This window comes from Pseudoalteromonas sp. SWYJZ98, from assembly GCF_015864495.1.
In the GTDB taxonomy this organism is placed as follows: Bacteria; Pseudomonadota; Gammaproteobacteria; order Enterobacterales; family Alteromonadaceae; genus Pseudoalteromonas; species Pseudoalteromonas distincta.
Genome location: NZ_JADYXA010000018.1, coordinates 24027 through 42245 on the forward strand (window position 1 = coordinate 24027; position 18219 = coordinate 42245).

General features: G+C 39.7%; 16 protein-coding genes. 13 read left to right on the forward strand and 3 right to left on the reverse strand.

From position 1 onward, the window contains the following. Positions 1-39 precede the first annotated feature (39 nt). From I6F10_RS11825 to I6F10_RS11885, 13 genes are all read left to right on the forward strand, one after another. Positions 40-714, forward strand: coding sequence for a DUF2461 domain-containing protein (locus I6F10_RS11825; RefSeq protein ID WP_024605447.1), 675 nt, complete (start codon positions 40-42; stop codon positions 712-714). A gap of 86 nt (positions 715-800) precedes the next feature. Continuing rightward, the gene (gene prlC, locus I6F10_RS11830) at positions 801-2840 is read left to right on the forward strand and encodes an oligopeptidase A (protein ID WP_197098877.1); all 2040 of its coding nucleotides are present in this window, start codon (positions 801-803) and stop codon (positions 2838-2840) included. A 139-nt stretch (positions 2841-2979) separates the two neighbouring features. After that, positions 2980-4158 (forward strand): response regulator transcription factor, encoded by a 1179-nt coding sequence (locus tag I6F10_RS11835; protein WP_165735298.1) that lies wholly within the window; start codon positions 2980-2982, stop codon positions 4156-4158. Positions 4159-4215: 57 nt separating this feature from the next. Beyond that, positions 4216-4971 carry a class I SAM-dependent methyltransferase gene (locus I6F10_RS11840; RefSeq protein ID WP_197098878.1) on the forward strand — a complete coding sequence of 252 codons (756 nt, stop codon included), beginning with the start codon at positions 4216-4218 and terminating at the stop codon, positions 4969-4971. Positions 4972-5220: 249 nt separating this feature from the next. Then, positions 5221-5946 carry a tRNA (cytosine(32)/uridine(32)-2'-O)-methyltransferase TrmJ gene (trmJ, locus tag I6F10_RS11845; protein ID WP_002958423.1) on the forward strand — a complete coding sequence of 242 codons (726 nt, stop codon included), beginning with the start codon at positions 5221-5223 and terminating at the stop codon, positions 5944-5946. 237 nt (positions 5947-6183) lie between these two features. Next, on the forward strand, positions 6184-6675 hold the full coding sequence (iscR, locus tag I6F10_RS11850; protein ID WP_002958424.1) for a Fe-S cluster assembly transcriptional regulator IscR: 492 nt from the start codon (positions 6184-6186) through the stop codon (positions 6673-6675). Positions 6676-6699: 24 nt separating this feature from the next. After that, entirely contained in the window at positions 6700-7917 is a 1218-nt protein-coding gene (locus tag I6F10_RS11855; protein ID WP_002958425.1) for an IscS subfamily cysteine desulfurase, read from the forward strand. A 41-nt stretch (positions 7918-7958) separates the two neighbouring features. Further along, on the forward strand, positions 7959-8342 hold the full coding sequence (gene iscU / locus I6F10_RS11860) for a Fe-S cluster assembly scaffold IscU (protein ID WP_002958426.1): 384 nt from the start codon (positions 7959-7961) through the stop codon (positions 8340-8342). Between the two features lie 12 nt (positions 8343-8354). After that, the gene (gene iscA / locus I6F10_RS11865) at positions 8355-8678 is read left to right on the forward strand and encodes an iron-sulfur cluster assembly protein IscA (protein WP_002958427.1); all 324 of its coding nucleotides are present in this window, start codon (positions 8355-8357) and stop codon (positions 8676-8678) included. A gap of 82 nt (positions 8679-8760) precedes the next feature. Further along, positions 8761-9288, forward strand: a complete 528-nt coding sequence (gene hscB, locus I6F10_RS11870) for a co-chaperone HscB (RefSeq protein WP_024597117.1) — start codon at positions 8761-8763, stop codon at positions 9286-9288. Between the two features lie 41 nt (positions 9289-9329). After that, positions 9330-11192 carry a Fe-S protein assembly chaperone HscA gene (gene hscA, locus I6F10_RS11875; RefSeq protein ID WP_002958429.1) on the forward strand — a complete coding sequence of 621 codons (1863 nt, stop codon included), beginning with the start codon at positions 9330-9332 and terminating at the stop codon, positions 11190-11192. Between the two features lie 11 nt (positions 11193-11203). Further along, positions 11204-11542 (forward strand): ISC system 2Fe-2S type ferredoxin, encoded by a 339-nt coding sequence (gene fdx / locus I6F10_RS11880; protein ID WP_002958430.1) that lies wholly within the window; start codon positions 11204-11206, stop codon positions 11540-11542. A gap of 247 nt (positions 11543-11789) precedes the next feature. After that, entirely contained in the window at positions 11790-13217 is a 1428-nt protein-coding gene (locus tag I6F10_RS11885) for an NAD-dependent succinate-semialdehyde dehydrogenase (protein ID WP_024597118.1), read from the forward strand. Between the two features lie 289 nt (positions 13218-13506). On the opposite strand, the gene I6F10_RS11890 is transcribed toward I6F10_RS11885, so the two are convergent. The 3 genes from I6F10_RS11890 to I6F10_RS11900 form a co-directional block, all read right to left on the reverse strand. Further along, entirely contained in the window at positions 13507-15174 is a 1668-nt protein-coding gene (locus I6F10_RS11890) for an HD family phosphohydrolase (RefSeq protein WP_197098879.1), read from the reverse strand. Further along, positions 15146-17257, reverse strand: coding sequence for a CHASE2 domain-containing protein (locus I6F10_RS20465; protein ID WP_331461829.1), 2112 nt, complete (start codon positions 17255-17257; stop codon positions 15146-15148). The genes I6F10_RS11890 and I6F10_RS20465 overlap by 29 nt, the downstream gene beginning before the upstream one ends. Positions 17258-17385: 128 nt before the next feature. Beyond that, on the reverse strand, positions 17386-18219 hold the full coding sequence (locus I6F10_RS11900; RefSeq protein ID WP_197098880.1) for an MBL fold metallo-hydrolase: 834 nt from the start codon (positions 18217-18219) through the stop codon (positions 17386-17388).

Sequence of the window (18219 nt, forward strand, 5' to 3'; positions counted from 1 at the left end):
AACATTAAGTTTTAAAAATAAAGAGTGTTTAGGTGACCTATGTTTAGTAAAAAAACATTCGAATTTCTTGCTCAGCTTGATCAAAACAATAATAGAGACTGGTTTAACGACCATAAATCACAGTATGAGGAATACGTAAGAGAGCCCGCTTTAGATTTCATTAGGCAAATGCAAGCACCACTTGCTGAGGTTTCTAGCCATTTTGTCGCATCAGATAAAAAAGTGGGCGGTAGTTTAATGAGAATCCATAAGGATGCGCGTTTTAGTAAAGATAAAACCCCATATAAAATTAATGTAGGGATTCAATTTCGCCATTTTATGGGAAAAAACGTACACGCCCCGGGTTTTTATTTTCACTTAGCAAATGACGAATGCTTTATAGGTGCTGGTATTTGGCGACCAGAATCAAAGGCGCTTAACGCAATTAGAACCTGCATAGATGAAAACCCAAATAGCTATAAAAAAGCAATTTATAATGAGCAATTTAAATCTATTTTTGAAATGTCAGGAGAGTCGCTAAAACGCCCACCAAGAGGTTTTGAAAAAGAGCACCCATTAATAAATGAGCTCAAGCGAAAAGACTTTATAGCTATTAGCCCGCTGACTCAAAAGCAAGTATGTAGCAATAATTTAGTTGATACGGTACTAGAGCGTTATAAAGTGGCCGACTCATTAATGGGTTATTTGTGTTTTTCTCTGGAGCAACCTTATTAAAATTAAACAACTTAAAAGCGGCTGAGTTGTTTTTTTACTTTTAGACCCAATTTAAAACGTAATGCATTAACGCAAAGAGAGTATTTATGAGCAACCCACTAATTGGCCTTGAAGGCTTACCACCATTTTCAAAAATAAAGCCTGAGTATGTAGTACCCGCACTAAAAGACGGTATTGAGCTTTGTCGTAAAGCCATTGATGACGTGTTAGCTAAAGGTTCGTACACGTGGGATGACTTAGTATTACCCCTTGAAGAAGCTGACGATAAATTATCGCGCATGTTTTCCCCTGTATCGCATTTAAATTCAGTAATGAATAACGACGAATTACGTGAAGCTTACGAGCAGTGCTTACCGTTAATATCTGAATATTCAACATTTGTAGGTCAGCATCAAGGTTTATACAACGCGTATAATACGCTTTATAACAGCGACGAATTTAAAACGCTGACTACAGCACAGCAAAAAACAATTACTAATGCGCTGCGTGATTTTAAATTATCGGGTATTGCTTTAGCGCCAGAACAACAAAAACGCTACGGCGAAATAAGCGCACGCTTATCTGAGCTTGCCTCAAAATTTGGCAACAATGTAATGGATGCGACTTTAGCGTGGCACAAGCATATTACTGATGAGAGCGACTTAGCTGGCTTGCCAGAATCAGCTCTTGCACTTGCAGCCGATACCGCAAAAAGTAAAGAATTAGATGGCTGGTTATTTACACTCGATTTTCCATCATATTTACCCATAATGGCTTACGCAGATAACCGCGAACTACGCAGGGAAACCTACACTGCGTTTTCTACGCGCGCATCAGATCAAGGCCCTAACGCCGGTGAGTTTGATAACTCAGATATTATGAGAGAGGAGCTTGCGCTTCGTCATGAACTTGCACAGTTACTAGGATTCAACAGCTACGCTGAAAAGTCACTGGCAACTAAAATGGCCGAAACACCGGCGCAAGTATTCTCGTTTTTAGAAGATTTAGCGGCTAAATCAAAACCACAAGCAGAGCAAGAAGTGGCAGAGTTAAAAGCCTATGCTGAGCAAAAACATGGTATTTCTGAATTACAGGCATGGGATTTTGGTTACTACAGCGAAAAACTTAAGCAAGAAAAATACGCTATTTCAGATGAAGTACTGCGTCCTTACTTCCCAGCAAATAAAGTATTAAGTGGCTTATTCGAAACCGTTAACCGCTTATTTGGTATTAGCGTAAAAGAAGTTACTGACTTTGATACTTATCACAAAGATGTACGTTTTTTTGAAATTGTAGATAGTAGCAATACTCTACGCGGACGTTTTTATCTCGATTTATATGCACGCGACCGTAAACGCGGCGGGGCGTGGATGGACGACTGTATGGGTCGTAAAGTACGTGCTAACGGCGAACTACAAACTCCAGTGGCTTATTTAGTGTGTAACTTTAATAAAGCGGTTGGCGATAAACCTGCATTGTTTACTCATGACGAGGTGACAACCTTATTCCACGAGTTTGGTCATGGTATTCACCATATGCTTACACAAGTTGATGCTGCTCCTGTTGCGGGTATTAATGGTGTAGCGTGGGATGCGGTAGAGCTTCCTAGTCAGTTTTTAGAAAACTGGTGTTATGAAGAAGAAGCATTGAGCTTTATTTCAGGCCATTATGAAACGGGCGAGCCGTTACCTAAAGAGCTACTTGATAAGCTACTAGCGGCTAAAAACTATAACTCAGGCATGCAAATGCTACGTCAAATTGAGTTCTCGTTATTCGACTTTAAAATCCACAATGATTATAAAGCGGGTGAAGAGTGTCAAATTCAAGCCGTACTAAACGACGTGCGCAGCCGTACCTCAGTCGTTAATCCACCTGAATTTAACCGTTTTCAGCATGGCTTTAGCCACATTTTTGCAGGTGGTTATAGTGCAGGTTACTACTCGTATAAATGGGCTGAAGTACTTTCTGCTGATGCATTTTCTAAATTTGAAGAAGAAGGTATTTTTAACGCTGAAACAGGGCAAGCCTTCATGCAAAATATTTTAGAAAAAGGCGGCAGTGAAGAGCCAATGGAATTATTTAAAAAGTTCCGTGGTCGTGAGCCAAATGTCGACGCGTTACTACGCCATAGCGGTATTGCTGTTTAAAAATTAATATTTAGCACAAACCAAATTAAAGCGCCTTAATGGCGCTTTTTTATTATTTTAAAATTATTATCTAATAATTTTTAGTAATTTCATCCTACCGTACTATGCTTTTAGCACACCTAATAAAATGGACTAAGGCATGGCAAAGTTGGTATTGGCAATTGATGACGACAAGTATGTTCATCATATAATTGAAGAGTCTTTAGCAGGGTTTTGTAAAATAATTCATGCAAAAGATGGCGATGAAGGATTAAGGCTAACCAATAAATACAACCCAGATATTATTTTACTCGATATTGAAATGCCAGGTATGTCAGGTTATGACGTATGTAAAACAATAAAGCAAAGTCAAAATACTCAGGATATTCCCGTTATGTTTCTCTCATCTAAAATAGAGCTAAGCGATCGGGTAAAAGGTTATAGCGTCGGCGCATCTGATTACATCACTAAACCCTTTAACGCAGAAGAGTTAATAGCGCGTATAAAAGTGCTTTACGAATATAGGCAAAAATGTGCAAAGCTAAAACTGGATATAGCAAAAGCGAATAAAACAGCGGAAATAGCGATGACAGAGTCAGGCGATATGGGGCGTATAATGCGCTACGTTGGACAAAGTTATCACGCTAATAACTTTCAATCGTTGAGTGAATACTTTTTTACCTTTTTTGCTCCTTTAAATTTAGATGTTGTGGTGGTGTTTTGGTATCAAGGAAAAGGTATTTTTTACAGCCAGCAAAGTGGTGTTTGCCCGTTAGAACAAGAGCTGCTTGAGCAACATCGAAATGCTCAACGATTTGTTGATATTGGTAGCAGCACTATCATTAATTATCCCAAAGTGTCCCTTTTGATAAAAAATATGCCAGTTGATAACGATGCTTTGTATGGGCGCTACAAAGATCTGTTCCCGCATATATTAGAAGTAACCAACGAGAAGGTTGTTACCATGGAAAGAAGCGAAAGCAGTTATGAGCAGGCAGCTCAAATAAGTACAGCCCTTCAAGATATTGTTAAGCAGTTAACTACTCAAAATGTAGAGCAAAACAAAAGTACTAAAGAGTTTATAGAGCAGCTACATGAACTTGACTGCGCTATTAAGCTACAACAAACACAAGCAAATCCTGCGGATCTCACTTTATATATATCTCAATTGGATCAAACAATGCAGTTATTTGTATCGGCTAATAGTGATTTAGCCTTTATCAAATATCAGCTTAAACAAGTTGCCGAAAGCCGCAATGAACTTATATCTAATTTACGTACTAAAGCGGAAGCCGCAAAGGTCAATACGAATCATCATAGTGATATAGAGCTATTTTAGTGCTTTAAAGTAAAGCGGTTGATATACTACAGGCGTATTTTATCGTCGGAGTTTATTGTGGTTATTCAGTGTGCTTTTAAAGAGTTACGCCCTTATTTAAATGAATTAGAAACACGCTTTGGTTTAGCCCAATGGGCGCAAAATTGCAGTGGCTTTAGCTTACATTACGATGATAAAGGGTTAAGTCTATTTAAAACCGACGAGCCTAAACTGGGTGCAATTAACGTTGATTTTGTAACCGGTGCTGCCGCCCATAGGCGTAAGTTTGGCGGTGGTAAAGGGCAAGCAATTGCCAAAGCGGTGGGTTTAAATAAAGGCGCAACGCCTGTTGTACTTGATGCTACCGCTGGTTTAGGGCGAGATGGTTTTGTACTTGCCTCGCTAGGGTGCAAAGTTATATTACATGAACGTCACCCGGTTGTAGCTGCACTTTTATACGATGGTTTAAAGCGAGCCTATAGCGATATTGAAATTGGTGTGTGGATGAAAGAAAACATGAGCCTAATATTTGGCTCAAGTCATACTTTGCTCTCTCAATGCGAAAGCATGCCTGATGTTGTTTATTTAGATCCCATGTTCCCGCATCGCGAAAAATCTGCATTAGTTAAAAAAGAAATGCGCGTATTCCAAGAGCTTGTTGGTGCAGACAACGACGCTGACAACCTACTTGATTTTGCCTATCCACTTGCCAGTAAGCGTGTCGTTGTAAAACGCCCCGATTATGCGCCATTCTTAAACGAAAAAACCCCAAGTATGCAAATTAAAACCAAAAAGAACCGTTTTGATGTTTATGTAAAGGCGGCAATGGTTTAAACATCAAAACAAATTGGTGGTATAGATATATACCTTGCTTGCAGCGACACTTATGTCGCTGAAACCATAGTTTGCTTGCAGCGACAACTTATGTCGCTGAAACCATACTTTATTTGCAGCGACAACTTATCCATGTAAGAATCGTTATATTGGGTTTGATCATAGGATCTAGCCTTTTGAATCTAGGATCTTATTACATTTTCATGTTAGAATTTGCGCAATTTTTTGGCATAGCAAAGTAGCACAGTAATGATCTTAGATGATATTCGCATTGTTTTAGTTAACACGTCACATTCGGGCAATATTGGTTCGGCGGCTCGCGCCATGAAAACCATGGGTTTATCAAAGCTTTATTTAGTTGATCCTGCTTGTGAAATAGACAGCCAAGCAAGTGCTTTAGCTGCAGGCGCAACTGATGTCTTAGGCAATGCAGTTATTGTAGGTACTGTTGAAGAAGCTATCGCTGACTGTACATTAACAATTGGCACAAGTGCGCGTTCTCGTACGCTTTCGTGGCCAATGGTTGAACCACGTGAATGTGGTGAAAAACTCGTTGCTGAAGCTGTAAATGGTCCTGTAGCGCTAGTATTTGGTCGTGAAAACAGTGGCTTAACTAATGAAGAGTTACAGCTTTGTAATTACCACGTATGTATTCCTGCTAATCCAGAGTATAGCTCGCTTAATTTAGCTATGGCCGTACAAACACTTAGTTACGAAACACGTATGGCGTTTTTAAATCAACAACCTAAAAAGGTTGAAGAAGACGATGCCGTTTACCCAAGCTCAAAACAAACAGAACTGTTTTATGAGCACCTTGAAGAGACGCTTTTCAAAACCGGTTTTATTATCAAACAGCACCCTGGTTTAGTTATGACTAAATTACGTCGTTTATTTAACCGAGCTCACCCAGAAGATGCCGAAATGAATATTTTACGCGGTATTCTTACCTCAATTAATAAGTCTATCCCTAAGTAACTTAGGTATAGCTATTAGTTATAAAAACCAATGGGTAAATAACTAGCTAATACTTGACTAAAATACTCAGGTAATTACAATGGCTGTAATACTTGACCAAAGAGGTCAAGTATTGAAAGTTTGTTAACTCTACAATTTAAAAAGTAAGAGTTTATAAATCAAATTTTTATCAAGTGATAATACTTGACTAATTTACTCTGGTAATTAAAATTTGCACTCTTTTGTGCAGGGGGCGTTATGAAGTTAACATCAAAAGGCAGATATGCCGTTACAGCTATGCTGGATGTTGCACTACACACAGGTGTAGGTCCTGTAGCCCTTGCTGATATTTCACAAAGACAAGAAATTTCTTTGTCTTACCTTGAACAATTATTTGCTCGTTTACGTAAAAATGGCCTAGTAAGTTCTGTTCGTGGACCTGGTGGTGGTTATTTACTAGGGCGTGAAGCGGGCGTTATCTCTGTTGGCGATATTATTAGCGCCGTAGACGAATCGGTCGATGCAACACGTTGCCAAGGTGCCGATACCGGCTGTCAGAGTGGTATGCGTTGTTTAACACATAATTTGTGGTCAGACTTAAGCGCACGCATAGAAGAATTTTTGAATAATATTACCCTTGCTGAATTGGTGGAAAAATCAGATGTGAAAGAAATAGCATCGCGCCAAGATAACAGTATTAATAATGCAATTAAGCAGTTGGAAAACATTCAAGTAAGCTGTCAACTTTAAGGTTGACCTGCAGCGGAGAGAGAAATGAAGTTACCGATTTATTTAGATTACGCAGCGACCACGCCTGTTGACGAACGTGTTGCTAAAGAAATGATGCAATGCCTGACAATGGACGGTAAGTTTGGTAATCCTGCGTCACGCTCACACCGTTTTGGTTGGCAAGCAGAAGAAGCTGTTGACCAAGCGCGTACAGATATTGCTGATTTAATTAATGCAGACCCACGTGAAATTGTTTTCACATCGGGTGCAACAGAATCAAATAACCTTGCTATTAAAGGTGCAGCACAGTTTTATAAGAAAAAAGGTAAGCACGTTATTACCGCTAAAACTGAGCATAAAGCTGTAATCGACACATGTCGTGAGCTTGAGCGCCAAGGTTTTGAAGTAACTTACATGGACGTTGAAGAAAACGGCCTACTTGATTTACAAAAACTTGCCGACACAATGCGTGACGACACAGTACTTGTAAGCATCATGCACGTTAATAACGAGCTAGGTGTAATTCAAGATATCGCGACTATTGGCGAAATGTGTCGTGAACGTAAAATTATGTTCCACGTAGATGCAGCGCAAAGCGCAGGTAAAGTATTAATCGACGTGCAACAGCTTAAAGTTGATTTTATGTCGTTCTCTGCACATAAAGTGTATGGCCCTAAAGGTGTTGGTGCACTTTACGTTCGTCGTAAACCACGTGCTCGCCTTGAAGCGCAAATGCACGGTGGCGGACATGAACGCGGTATGCGCTCTGGTACACTAGCAACTCACCAATTAGTGGGTATGGGTACTGCGTTTAAAATTGCTAAGCAAGATTTCGAAAAAGATCACGCACACATCAGCGCCTTACGTAATCGTTTAATCGACGGCATTATGGCTGATATGGACGAAGTATACTTTAACGGCACACAAGACCAATCAGTACCGGGTATTGTAAACATCAGCTTTAACTTTGTTGAAGGTGAGTCGTTACTTATGGCAGTAAAAGACATTGCAGTATCGTCAGGTTCAGCCTGTACATCTGCAAGCTTAGAGCCTTCTTATGTATTACGTGCACTTGGCCGTAACGACGAATTAGCACATAGCTCAATTCGTTTTAGTATTGGTCGCTTTACTACCGAAGAAGAGATTGATTACACCGTCGAATTAATGAAAAACTCTATCGGTCGCCTACGTGAGATGTCTCCACTTTGGGAGATGCATCAAGAAGGTATTGATTTAGATTCAGTTGAATGGGCTCACCACTAATAGTGTGAGCACATACCCTAGCAGGTAATGAGGATAGAATAATGGCTTATAGTGATAAAGTAATCGACCACGTAGAAAACCCACGTAACGTAGGTACTCTAGATAAGAACGATCCGTCAGTGGCAACGGGTATGGTAGGCGCACCAGCATGTGGTGACGTAATGAAACTGCAAATTAAAGTATCTGCCACTGGCGTTATTGAAGATGCAAAATTCAAAACCTACGGTTGTGGTAGCGCAATTGCTTCTTCTTCACTTGTAACAGAGTGGGTTAAAGGCAAAACGCTAGACGAAGCAGCGACAATTAAAAACACTGATATCAGTGCAGAGCTTGAGTTGCCACCAGTGAAAATTCACTGTTCAATTTTAGCTGAAGACGCAATTCAAGCAGCAATTGCAGACTACAAAAGCAAACAAGCGAAGTAAGAAGAGAAACTCATGGCAGTGACATTGACAGATGCGGCAGCAAACCGCGTACAATCATTTTTAGCAAACCGCGGTAAAGGTTTAGGCCTGCGCGTTGGCATTAAAACGACGGGCTGTTCAGGTCTTGCTTATGTACTTGAGTTTGTTGACGATTTAAACGAAGACGATGAAACTTTTGCGGCTAAAGGTGTCACATTAATTGTTGATGCTAAAAGCTTAGTTTACATCGATGGCACAGAGCTCGACTACACTAAAGAAGGCTTAAATGAAGGGTTTAAATTTAATAACCCTAATCAAGCAGATGAGTGTGGTTGTGGCGAAAGCTTTACCGTTTAAGCTTTAAATATCTTTGTAGTATAAATAAGCCCTGCCAGTTAATGTAGGGCTTTGTTATTTCTGAATATTATTGGTTGAAGTTATGCGTTACTTTGAATTATTTGCAGTCCCCGTTGATTACAATATTGATTTAGCAACGGTTAACAAGCACTACTTGGAATTACAGCGTACTGTACATCCTGATCGCCACGCGAATGCGAGCAGCCGCGATAAGTTAATGGCTGTGCAAAGCACCGCCGAAATTAACGATGCGCTACAAACATTAAAGCACCCAGTAAAACGTGCCGAATATATGTTGAGTGAGCTAGGCGTTGATATTCGTGCAGAGCAGCAAACCTTGCAAGATCCAATGTTTTTAATGCAGCAAATGGAACTTCGCGAAGAACTTGAAGAGCTAACATCAGCTAGCGATCCTGATACCGCCATTGTAAATTTTGAAAAACAAATTAAGCAATTAAATGCGCAATACAGTGCACAACTTGCTGAGCAATTAGCAAGTAACGATGAGCAGCAATATCAACTTGCCGCAGATAATATTCGTAAACTGAAGTTTGTTTATAAGTTACGTGAAGAACTAGAGCGTATCGAAGACAGTTTATTTGACGATTAATTACTTGCTGCAAAGCGAGCAACACGAGTTTAAAGAGCATTATGGCATTATTGCAAATTGCTGAGCCGGGGCAAAGCGCGGCACCACACGAACATAAACTAGCAATTGGTATTGACCTTGGTACAACTAATTCATTAGTTGCAACAGTGCAAAGTGGCGAAGCCCGCACGTTAACTGATGATCTTGGTGCGGCTATGTTACCGTCGGTTGTTCGTTATCAAGCAGGCGGTATTACTGTTGGCGCAGAAGCTGCACAAGCAGCAACGCAAGATCCTGCTAACACACTTATTTCGGTTAAGCGTTTTTTAGGTAAAACTCAGGCTGAAATAGAGCAAAGTTATGGGCAACTACCGTATGAATTTTGTGAGCACAATGGTGCGCTAGCAATAGAAACTGCGGCAGGTAAAATTAGTCCAATTAAGGCATCAAGCCATATTTTAGCTGCATTAAAAGCACGAGCTGAGCAAAGTTTTGGCAACCAAGAAATTTTAGGGGCTGTAATTACAGTACCGGCCTACTTTGATGACGCACAGCGCCAAAGTACTAAAGATGCCGCAGAGCTTGCTGGTATTAACGTACTACGTTTATTAAATGAACCAACAGCAGCAGCGGTTGCTTATGGTTTAGATTCAGGTCAAGAAGGTATTATTGCTGTTTACGATTTAGGCGGTGGTACGTTCGATATATCAGTACTTAGATTACACCAAGGTGTGTTTGAAGTAATGGCAACCGGTGGCGACTCTAGCCTCGGCGGCGATGACTTTGATTCGCTCCTTGTTGATTACTTTAAGCAGCAAACAGGTGTGTCAGCATTATCACCTTCAGTTTTACGTTTATTTATCAATAAAGCAAAAGCGTGTAAAGAAGCATTAAGCCAATACGCTAAAGTAAACGTGGGCCTTGAGTTTGACGATCAAAAATACACCGTTGAAGTAACGCGCGAAACGTTTGATGAAATGGCTATGCCACTAATTAAAAAAACGCTGCGCTCGTGTCGTCGTGCTGTAAAAGATGCTGGCATTGAAAACGAAGAAGTGCTGCAAGTTATTATGGTAGGTGGTTCAACCCGTATGCCATTGGTACGTAGCCAAGTACAAAGCTTTTTTGATAAAGAGCCGCTAACTTCAATCGATCCTGATCGTGTTGTAGCCTTAGGTGCCGCGCTTCAAGCCGACGTGTTAATTGGCAATAAGCCCGATTCTGACATGTTATTGCTTGATGTATTACCGTTATCGCTAGGCCTTGAAACTATGGGTGGTTTGGTTGAAAAAATCATTCCGCGTAATACAACGATTCCGGTAGCACGCGCACAAGAATTTACAACGTTTAAAGACGGTCAAACAGCCATGTCATTACATGTGCTGCAAGGTGAGCGTGAGCTTGTTGATGATTGTCGATCGCTTGCTAAGTTTAGCTTAAAAGGTATTCCACCAATGGCGGCAGGCGCTGCGCATATTCGTGTAACCTTTAAAGTTGATGCTGATGGCCTATTAAGTGTTTCAGCTATGGAAAAATCAACAGGTGTACAAGCTGAGATTCAAGTTAAGCCTTCGTTTGGTTTATCTGATGACCAAGTAGCTAACATGCTAAAAGAATCAATGAGCAACGCTAAAGGCGACATGCAAGCGCGTATGCTTAAAGAGCAACAAGTAGAAGCGTTGCGCGTAATAGAAGCGCTTAACGCATCACTTGAAGCCGATGGTGCATTACTTGACGATATGCAACTAGCTAACTTACGCGCTGAAATTGCAGAACTGGTAAAAGTGCGCGAAAATGCACAAGAGCCTGGCGAAATTAAAGCAGCTATCGAAAAAGTCGATAATGCGAGTAGCGACTTTGCATCGCGTAGAATGGATGCATCAATTAAAAAGGCCCTTACAGGGCAGTCAGTAGACAACATTTAAGAGAGATTAGAATGCCACAAATTGTTTTTCTTCCACATCCTGAATTATGTCCTGACGGCGCTGCAATTGAAGCTCCTACAGGTCAAACGGTACTCGACGCTGCGCTTAAAAATGGTATTAGCATTGCGCATGCTTGTGAAAAGTCTTGTGCATGTACTACGTGTCACTTAGTGATTCGTGAAGGATTTGACTCACTTGAAGAAAGTGATGAGCTAGAAGACGACATGCTAGATAAAGCATGGGGCTTAGAGCCTGAGTCACGCCTTGGTTGCCAAGCAATTATAAGAGATGAAGACCTAGTGGTTGAAATACCTAAGTACAATCTCAATATCGTTAATGAAGAGCACTAGTTTTTAACGATATATATTAAAAGCCGCTGTTTGATACAGCGGCTTTTTTGTTTCAAGAAAGCATTTATAAATACGTAGCAGCGACTTTATGTCGCGTTTTTAAATCTCAAACGTTTTAAGTTAAATTTTTCTAATCTCAAACTTGAACATCAAAATGATCACGTATTTTTTCAGATTATATAAACGCGGGGTAAACCCGCTGCTACGAGTTCAACCCAATCCCTAAAATCTATTTTGGAGGTTTATTTTGAGTAATCTTATTTTCTCAGACTCATTTATTAACGGCGAATTTTATAAAACCGATACGCGCTTTAGCGTTAACGATCCCGCTACCGAAAAAAGTATTGTTGAAGTAAGCGATATTGACGAGCAGGGTGTAAATAGCGCAATAACCGCAGCTCAAGGGGCTTTTGTTAAGTTAAAAACGACAAATGCCACTGAGCGAAGCGAAACCTTGATGCGCTGGTATGAGCTAGTTATAAAACACAAACAAACACTTGCAGAGCTTATGACCAAAGAGCAAGGCAAGCCGCTCAAAGAATCCCTTGGCGAAATTAACTACGGTGCAGGTTTTATCAAATGGTTTGCAGAAGAAGCCAAACGTAGTTACGGAGATGTAATTCCGCCAACAGATGACTCGCATCGTTTAACTAGCTTTAAGCAGCCTGTCGGTGTTGTAGCTGGGATTACACCGTGGAACTTTCCTATTGCTATGGTTACTCGTAAAGTAGCTCCAGCTTACGCTGCGGGCTGTAGCTTTATACTTAAACCTTCTGAACATACGCCACTATGCGCTATCGCACTTGCTTATCTGGCCGATCAAGCTGGTTTTGTTAAAGGTGCATTTAATGTACTGGTTTCACAAGATGCCAAAACAGTAGGTAAAATGCTGACTGACTCAGAAATCGTGCGTAAGTTTACATTTACCGGCTCTACCGGTGTAGGTAAGCAGTTGCTGTCGCAATGTGCAGACACAATTAAACGCACCTCGATGGAGCTTGGCGGCAATGCGCCTTTTATCATTTTTGATAATGCAGATTTAGATGAAGCTGTAGAAGGGCTAATGGCGGCTAAATTTAGAAATAGTGGGCAGGCATGTGTTGCTGCAAACCGTATCTTTATACAGCGTAATATTCTCGACAAAGTACTGTCAAAAATCACGCCTAAGGTTGCAGCGTTAAAAGTGGCAAATGGTTTTGAAGACGATGTTGATATTGGCCCACTCATTTACCCTAAAGCCAAAGAGAAAGTACAACAGTTAGTACAAGACGCACTCGATAAAGGTGCTACGTTGATTGGCGATAATAGTGACTTAGGTGGCAGCTTTCAAAACCCATTAATAGTAAACAACGTAACGACAGAGATGGATATTTACCACGAAGAAGTATTTGGTCCAGTATTAACGGTTATTCCTTTTGATGAAGAAAGTGAAGTGCTTGCACTTGCTAACGATGTACCATTTGGTCTAGCAGCCTACTTTTACAGCCAAAATATTAAGCAAATTTACCGAATTAGTGAAGGGCTTGAATTTGGTATGGTAGGTGTAAATGAAGGTGTTATATCAAACCCAGTAGCGCCTTTCGGTGGCGTTAAACAATCTGGTTTGGGCCGAGAAGGTGGGCATCAAGGGCTGGATGAGTACCTAGAAGAAAAATACGTGTGTATTAAAATATAACGCCCGTTAAGTATACGAGCGCGAATTTACTTCGCGCTTTTTTATGACGTTAATATGGCAGATATATGAACTTTATCTTTTACTGTTGCTACACAGAGCACTAAATGCTACCTTTGGAGCCATATTTTTTGTTAATAAAACAACATAAAAAAACAAATAAAAAGTAAAAGGATTTCTATAAGTAGAAATAACCCCGTGTGTAAATGCCACCGTAAGGTGGCATTTTTTTGTTTGGATAAGTATAGGCTGTAATAAGCGTATTTTGAATAAAGGCATGGCTTTATAGGTGCTAACTTATAGGTGTGTAACCGGGTAAGTTATCAAAATCTACCTCATCTAGCTGCTCTGGGTTAGCATATTCATTGATATAATTTTTATAGACTTGCGACTCAATAAAAATAGCAAAAATGTCAGCATCAAGATGGTTTTTAGCAACCATTGAGCCTAAAATAAATAAACACTCACTGACCGGTTTTGCTTTTTTGTAGGGCCTGTCTACCGCAGATAGCGCTTCAAAAATATCCGTAATAGCCATTAACCTTGCAGGCACCGACATTTGCTCTTTGGTTAAACCTCTTGGATAACCAGTACCGTCAAGTTTTTCATGATGACCTAAAGCATATTCAGTCACATTGCTTAAGTGTTTAGGGAACGGCAGGGCATCTAAAATATTTTTAGTTACATCCATATGACGTTTCATTACTTCACGTTCGGCTTCGGTTAGCGTGCCTCTTCGTATTGTTAAGTTTTCAACTTCATCAGCTGAGAGCAATGGTGTATTAATATCATTTATAACGAGTTGGTATTTGTTTGCAATGCGTTCAATGTGCTCAAGTTCTGCATCACCTAAAAACTCGCCCCCTACATTCACACGCTGTAATAATGCACGGTCTAATGCCAACTGTTTAAGCTCGGTATCAAGTAGGCGTTCAAATTGTTGAACTTCGATAGGTTTTTGCAGCTTCATCGCACAGATGATTTTTTGCTGATACGCTATTTTTAAATCTCGGCTAATTATTTCAAATTTAGCATCTACATATTTTATTCGATCAAAAATAGTTTCTAGTTTTGTCGACTTTTCCATAATGTGATCGGGAGTCGCGATTTTCCCACAGTCATGTAACCAGCCTGCTATATCAAGCTCATGTCGGTCAGCTTCACTCATAGAAAATGAAGCCAAAGGGCCTTTATTTATATCATTAACGGCATCAGCTAGCATTAACGTGAGTGCTGGCACTCGTTTACAATGGCCACCGGTATGAGGAGACTTTTCATCTATTGCCATCGCAATTGTTTCAGCAAAGGTCGAAAAAAGATCTTCCATTCCCTTAATTAGTGTCGAGTTAGTTAGTGAAATAGCGCCTAAAGAGGCAAAAGATCGAATTAGAGTGACAAGCTCTTCACTAAAAGGGATATTTTTATTTTGCGCATCTTTTACATTTATAAGCTGGATTACACCAATAATGTCATCTTCATGATCTTTTAAAGGAATTGTTAGCATGGACTCAGAGCGGTAACCCGTGCGGGCATCCATTTTGCGAGCTGCGCTCATATCAAAGGGCAGGGCATCATACACGTCAGGAATGTTAATCACTTCGCCGGAATTTGCAGAGTGGGCAACAATAGCTGTTTCGTTTGGTTTGCCATCAATAAAAAGATCTATATTAGGAAAATCTACAGGGCTCCCTAAAGTGCCACCTACACCTAAATAAAGATTTAATGACTTATTTATTACCGTTTCAAACTTGAGTTGTTTGTTTGGGGTAATAGAGTAAATGCTGCCAGCATCAGAATTTGCTATCGACATCACAACTTGCAGTATTTCATCAAGTAACTTAGACGAGTTTTTTTCTGTTGTTAGCCTAATACTAATATCGATAAAATGCTGAAGGTTTGTTTTGTCTTTAATGTGCTGTCGCATATGTTTACTACTTTTTAGTATGTTTGAAGGCACCATTCCAATCCTTAGCTAGTGTTTGCAAATCAGTGCCCTTAATACGTTCGATAAAAATGGTATAAACGTCAGAGCTAAATACGGTCGTGCTGTGTAGTTCTTTAAATAAGCTAAGCGCTTGTGGCCAGTTTTTATTATAAAAAAGCGTCATGGCCTGCTGTGATTTTTTAACTTCATTTAACTGTTCTTCATCGAGCTTATCTGTAAAATTTATAGGCTCAAACAACCGTATAGCCGTTGTTTTTCCGACAACTTGTACTTTATCTATTAAACGAAATGAAATATGAGGGCATTCGTTCATCGTTTCTTCTGTAACAAGAATAGCTACGCCATAAAATTTGGTCAAGCTTTCTACTCTAGCACCTAAATTAACAGTATCACCAAGAACTGTATAGGCTTTACGGTAAACCGAACCCATATCACCTACATTCATATCGCCAGTACTTAAACCGATACCAATTTTTATTGCAGGCTGATTGTTTTCTGCAAATAACTGATTTATTTGCGTTAACCCGTTAATCATACCCATTGCGGCTTCAACACCATGGCGAGCGTGGTTTTCATCTTTTAGTGGAGCATTCCAAAATGCCATCACCATATCGCCTACGTACTTATCAATAGTCCCGTTATGATCAAATATGATTTTGGTAATAGCCGTAAGATATTCGTTTAAATATTCACTTAACTGATGAGGCGACATACTTTCTGATAGTGAAGTGAAACTACGAATGTCGGCAAACAACACCGTCATATTTTTTCGCTCACTTTTTTGAGATAAACTTTTACCCTGTAGTATCATCTGGTTTATACGCTCAGGAGGCATATATTGGTCAAACATAGATTTTATTTTTCGGCTATGCTTCATTTCAGCGATAGAACCAACAATGATGTAATAACCCGCTAATATAATGATGAGTAAAAGGGGCATTAATAAAGGTAAACTAATTTTTTGCACTGACCATAAATAAACGTTTAAAAATATAACGACACTTTTGACTGTAAGAGACAAAATTATAATAAAACGTGCGCTCTTACCGTGGCTAAAAAACGACAGTACGCTACCCGTTAATGCAATGATGAGTAAGCTTGCTCCCAGTGACCAATTAGGTTTAGATGGCAGTAGCTCTGGGTGCATTAACCCTTCAAATATATTGGCATGTACCTCAACACCGGGATACTGTAAACCAACAGGTGTTGATCTTAAATCAGCGAGTCCAATTGCCGATGTGCCAATAAAGGCTACAGTGCCTTCTAATTCCTCTAAACCAATTTTTTTGGTTAAAATATCGGTAGCCGAATAATAAGGGAAGCTATGTGCACGCCCTTTGTAAGGAATTAATATTTGCCCATATTCATCAGTTTGAATCCACTTATCTTGAAACTTTATACCTTCGAATAATGTTATACCATCTAATATATTGGAACGGGTTTCTATGTTTTCAGCAAGAGTATAAAGTCGAGCAACTTCAAGTGCTAAAGAAGGGTAGAGCTTATTGCCAACTCGATTTATAAGAGCTGCTTTACGTATAAAACCATCTTCATCGCTATGTGCATTGATAAAACCGGTACCCGTTGTAGCATTTTGTAACTGTGGAATATTTACAATAGCACCAGGAAGCTGGTTTATTTGTGAATTAGTATGATCCGCATTTGCCCATATAACACTGCTTTTAGCTGGCAAGTTTTGATTAGTGAGTTGTTCATCAATCAATAAAAAACCAAGAACAGTATCATTTTTAGATAATGCGCTTGCTAGTTTTGTGTCTGCATCGACTTGTTTAGTAATTTCAGCAAAGGGGATGGTGTACTTTTTTGATAAATCAGGAATTTCAGACATAATTTTTGTAACAGGGTTTTCTTCCTGTTCAGAAAAAAATATATCGAATGCAATAACAATAACACCTGCATCAGTAAGCTTTGTAACAAGGTCAGCTACTTTTGATCGACTCCAAGGAAAGCGTCCTTGTTCTTGCATGCTCTTTTCATCGATATCAATTATTACAACGGTTTCATCAATACGCCTAGGCGTCTCTGAAAGCGTTAGTAATAAACGAGAGTCGTATATTATACCTTCTACGCGGTTCACTAACTTTGCAAGCGACCCAGTTGAAAATAGCTCTATTGATGCAATTAATAATGTAATAACAGCGCCAATGAAAAAGTGCTTTGAAGTAATTGGTTTTAAGGAGCTAATGAGTAACGCTCCTTGATAGACTAAAAATCAAAAACTCGTCCTTCTCGGCCGCATTCTATTTTTACCTGTTGAGCGTACTGCGTGTGTAAATATTTTTCTATAGCTAATAACTGTTCATCGGTTCTTGATGGATCGTGGCTAATAATAACCACATTTTTAATACTCGCTTTTATAGCAAGCTCAGCCACCTGATCTATGGTGCTATGCCCCCAACCATGTTTAAGAGGCAAGTCTGCATCTATAAATTGAGCATCATGAATTAGTAAATCAGCGCCTTCAATAAAGTTGACCCATTCGCTAATACTTGTGTTTGCTTTTTCTGGCGGATTTAGCTCATTGTCGGTAACGTAAGCCACCTTTTTTTCATCTGCTTTAATACAATAAGCAGTACCACCACCAGGGTGATTTAGTGGAGCAGTCGAAACCAAAAAACCATTAAGTGTAAATTGCTTTTGAGACGATAAATCAGTATTAAGCGTAATGCTGGCAGGTAAATCTTGATAACACACCGGAAAGTACGAACCACTCATTTGCTTTAATATGGCATCTTGGCTTTTTTTATCATCAACGTTACCCACAGTAATAGTTATATCACGGTTGGGTTGGTAAATAGGTTTAAAAAAAGGAAACCCTTGAATATGGTCCCAATGGTTATGCGTTAGCAAAATATTGATAGGACTTTGTGTTTCTAGTAAACGCATACCGAGTTCTACAATACCGGTACCAGAGTCTAAAATGAGATCTTTGCCATTATTTTGTTCGATGTACACACATGAGGTATTTCCTCCAAAAATGTGTGTATTACTTCCTGCTGAAGCCATTGAGCCTCTAACACCAAAAAATTCAACTTTCAT

Bases quoted from the DNA above. Each gene is read 5' to 3' on its own strand.
- I6F10_RS11855 (WP_002958425.1), top strand. From the start codon at position 6,700: ATGAAGTTACCGATTTATTTAGATTACGCAGCGACCACGCCTGTTGAC.
- I6F10_RS11835 (WP_165735298.1), top strand. From the start codon at position 2,980: ATGGCAAAGTTGGTATTGGCAATTGATGACGACAAGTATGTTCATCAT.
- I6F10_RS11890 (WP_197098879.1), bottom strand. From the start codon at position 15,174: ATGGTGCCTTCAAACATACTAAAAAGTAGTAAACATATGCGACAGCAC.
- I6F10_RS11900 (WP_197098880.1), bottom strand. From the start codon at position 18,219: ATGAAAGTTGAATTTTTTGGTGTTAGAGGCTCAATGGCTTCAGCAGGA.
- hscB (WP_024597117.1), top strand. From the start codon at position 8,761: ATGCGTTACTTTGAATTATTTGCAGTCCCCGTTGATTACAATATTGAT.
- I6F10_RS11825 (WP_024605447.1), top strand. From the start codon at position 40: ATGTTTAGTAAAAAAACATTCGAATTTCTTGCTCAGCTTGATCAAAAC.
- fdx (WP_002958430.1), top strand. From the start codon at position 11,204: ATGCCACAAATTGTTTTTCTTCCACATCCTGAATTATGTCCTGACGGC.
- iscU (WP_002958426.1), top strand. From the start codon at position 7,959: ATGGCTTATAGTGATAAAGTAATCGACCACGTAGAAAACCCACGTAAC.
- trmJ (WP_002958423.1), top strand. From the start codon at position 5,221: ATGATCTTAGATGATATTCGCATTGTTTTAGTTAACACGTCACATTCG.
- hscA (WP_002958429.1), top strand. From the start codon at position 9,330: ATGGCATTATTGCAAATTGCTGAGCCGGGGCAAAGCGCGGCACCACAC.
- prlC (WP_197098877.1), top strand. From the start codon at position 801: ATGAGCAACCCACTAATTGGCCTTGAAGGCTTACCACCATTTTCAAAA.
- iscA (WP_002958427.1), top strand. From the start codon at position 8,355: ATGGCAGTGACATTGACAGATGCGGCAGCAAACCGCGTACAATCATTT.
- iscR (WP_002958424.1), top strand. From the start codon at position 6,184: ATGAAGTTAACATCAAAAGGCAGATATGCCGTTACAGCTATGCTGGAT.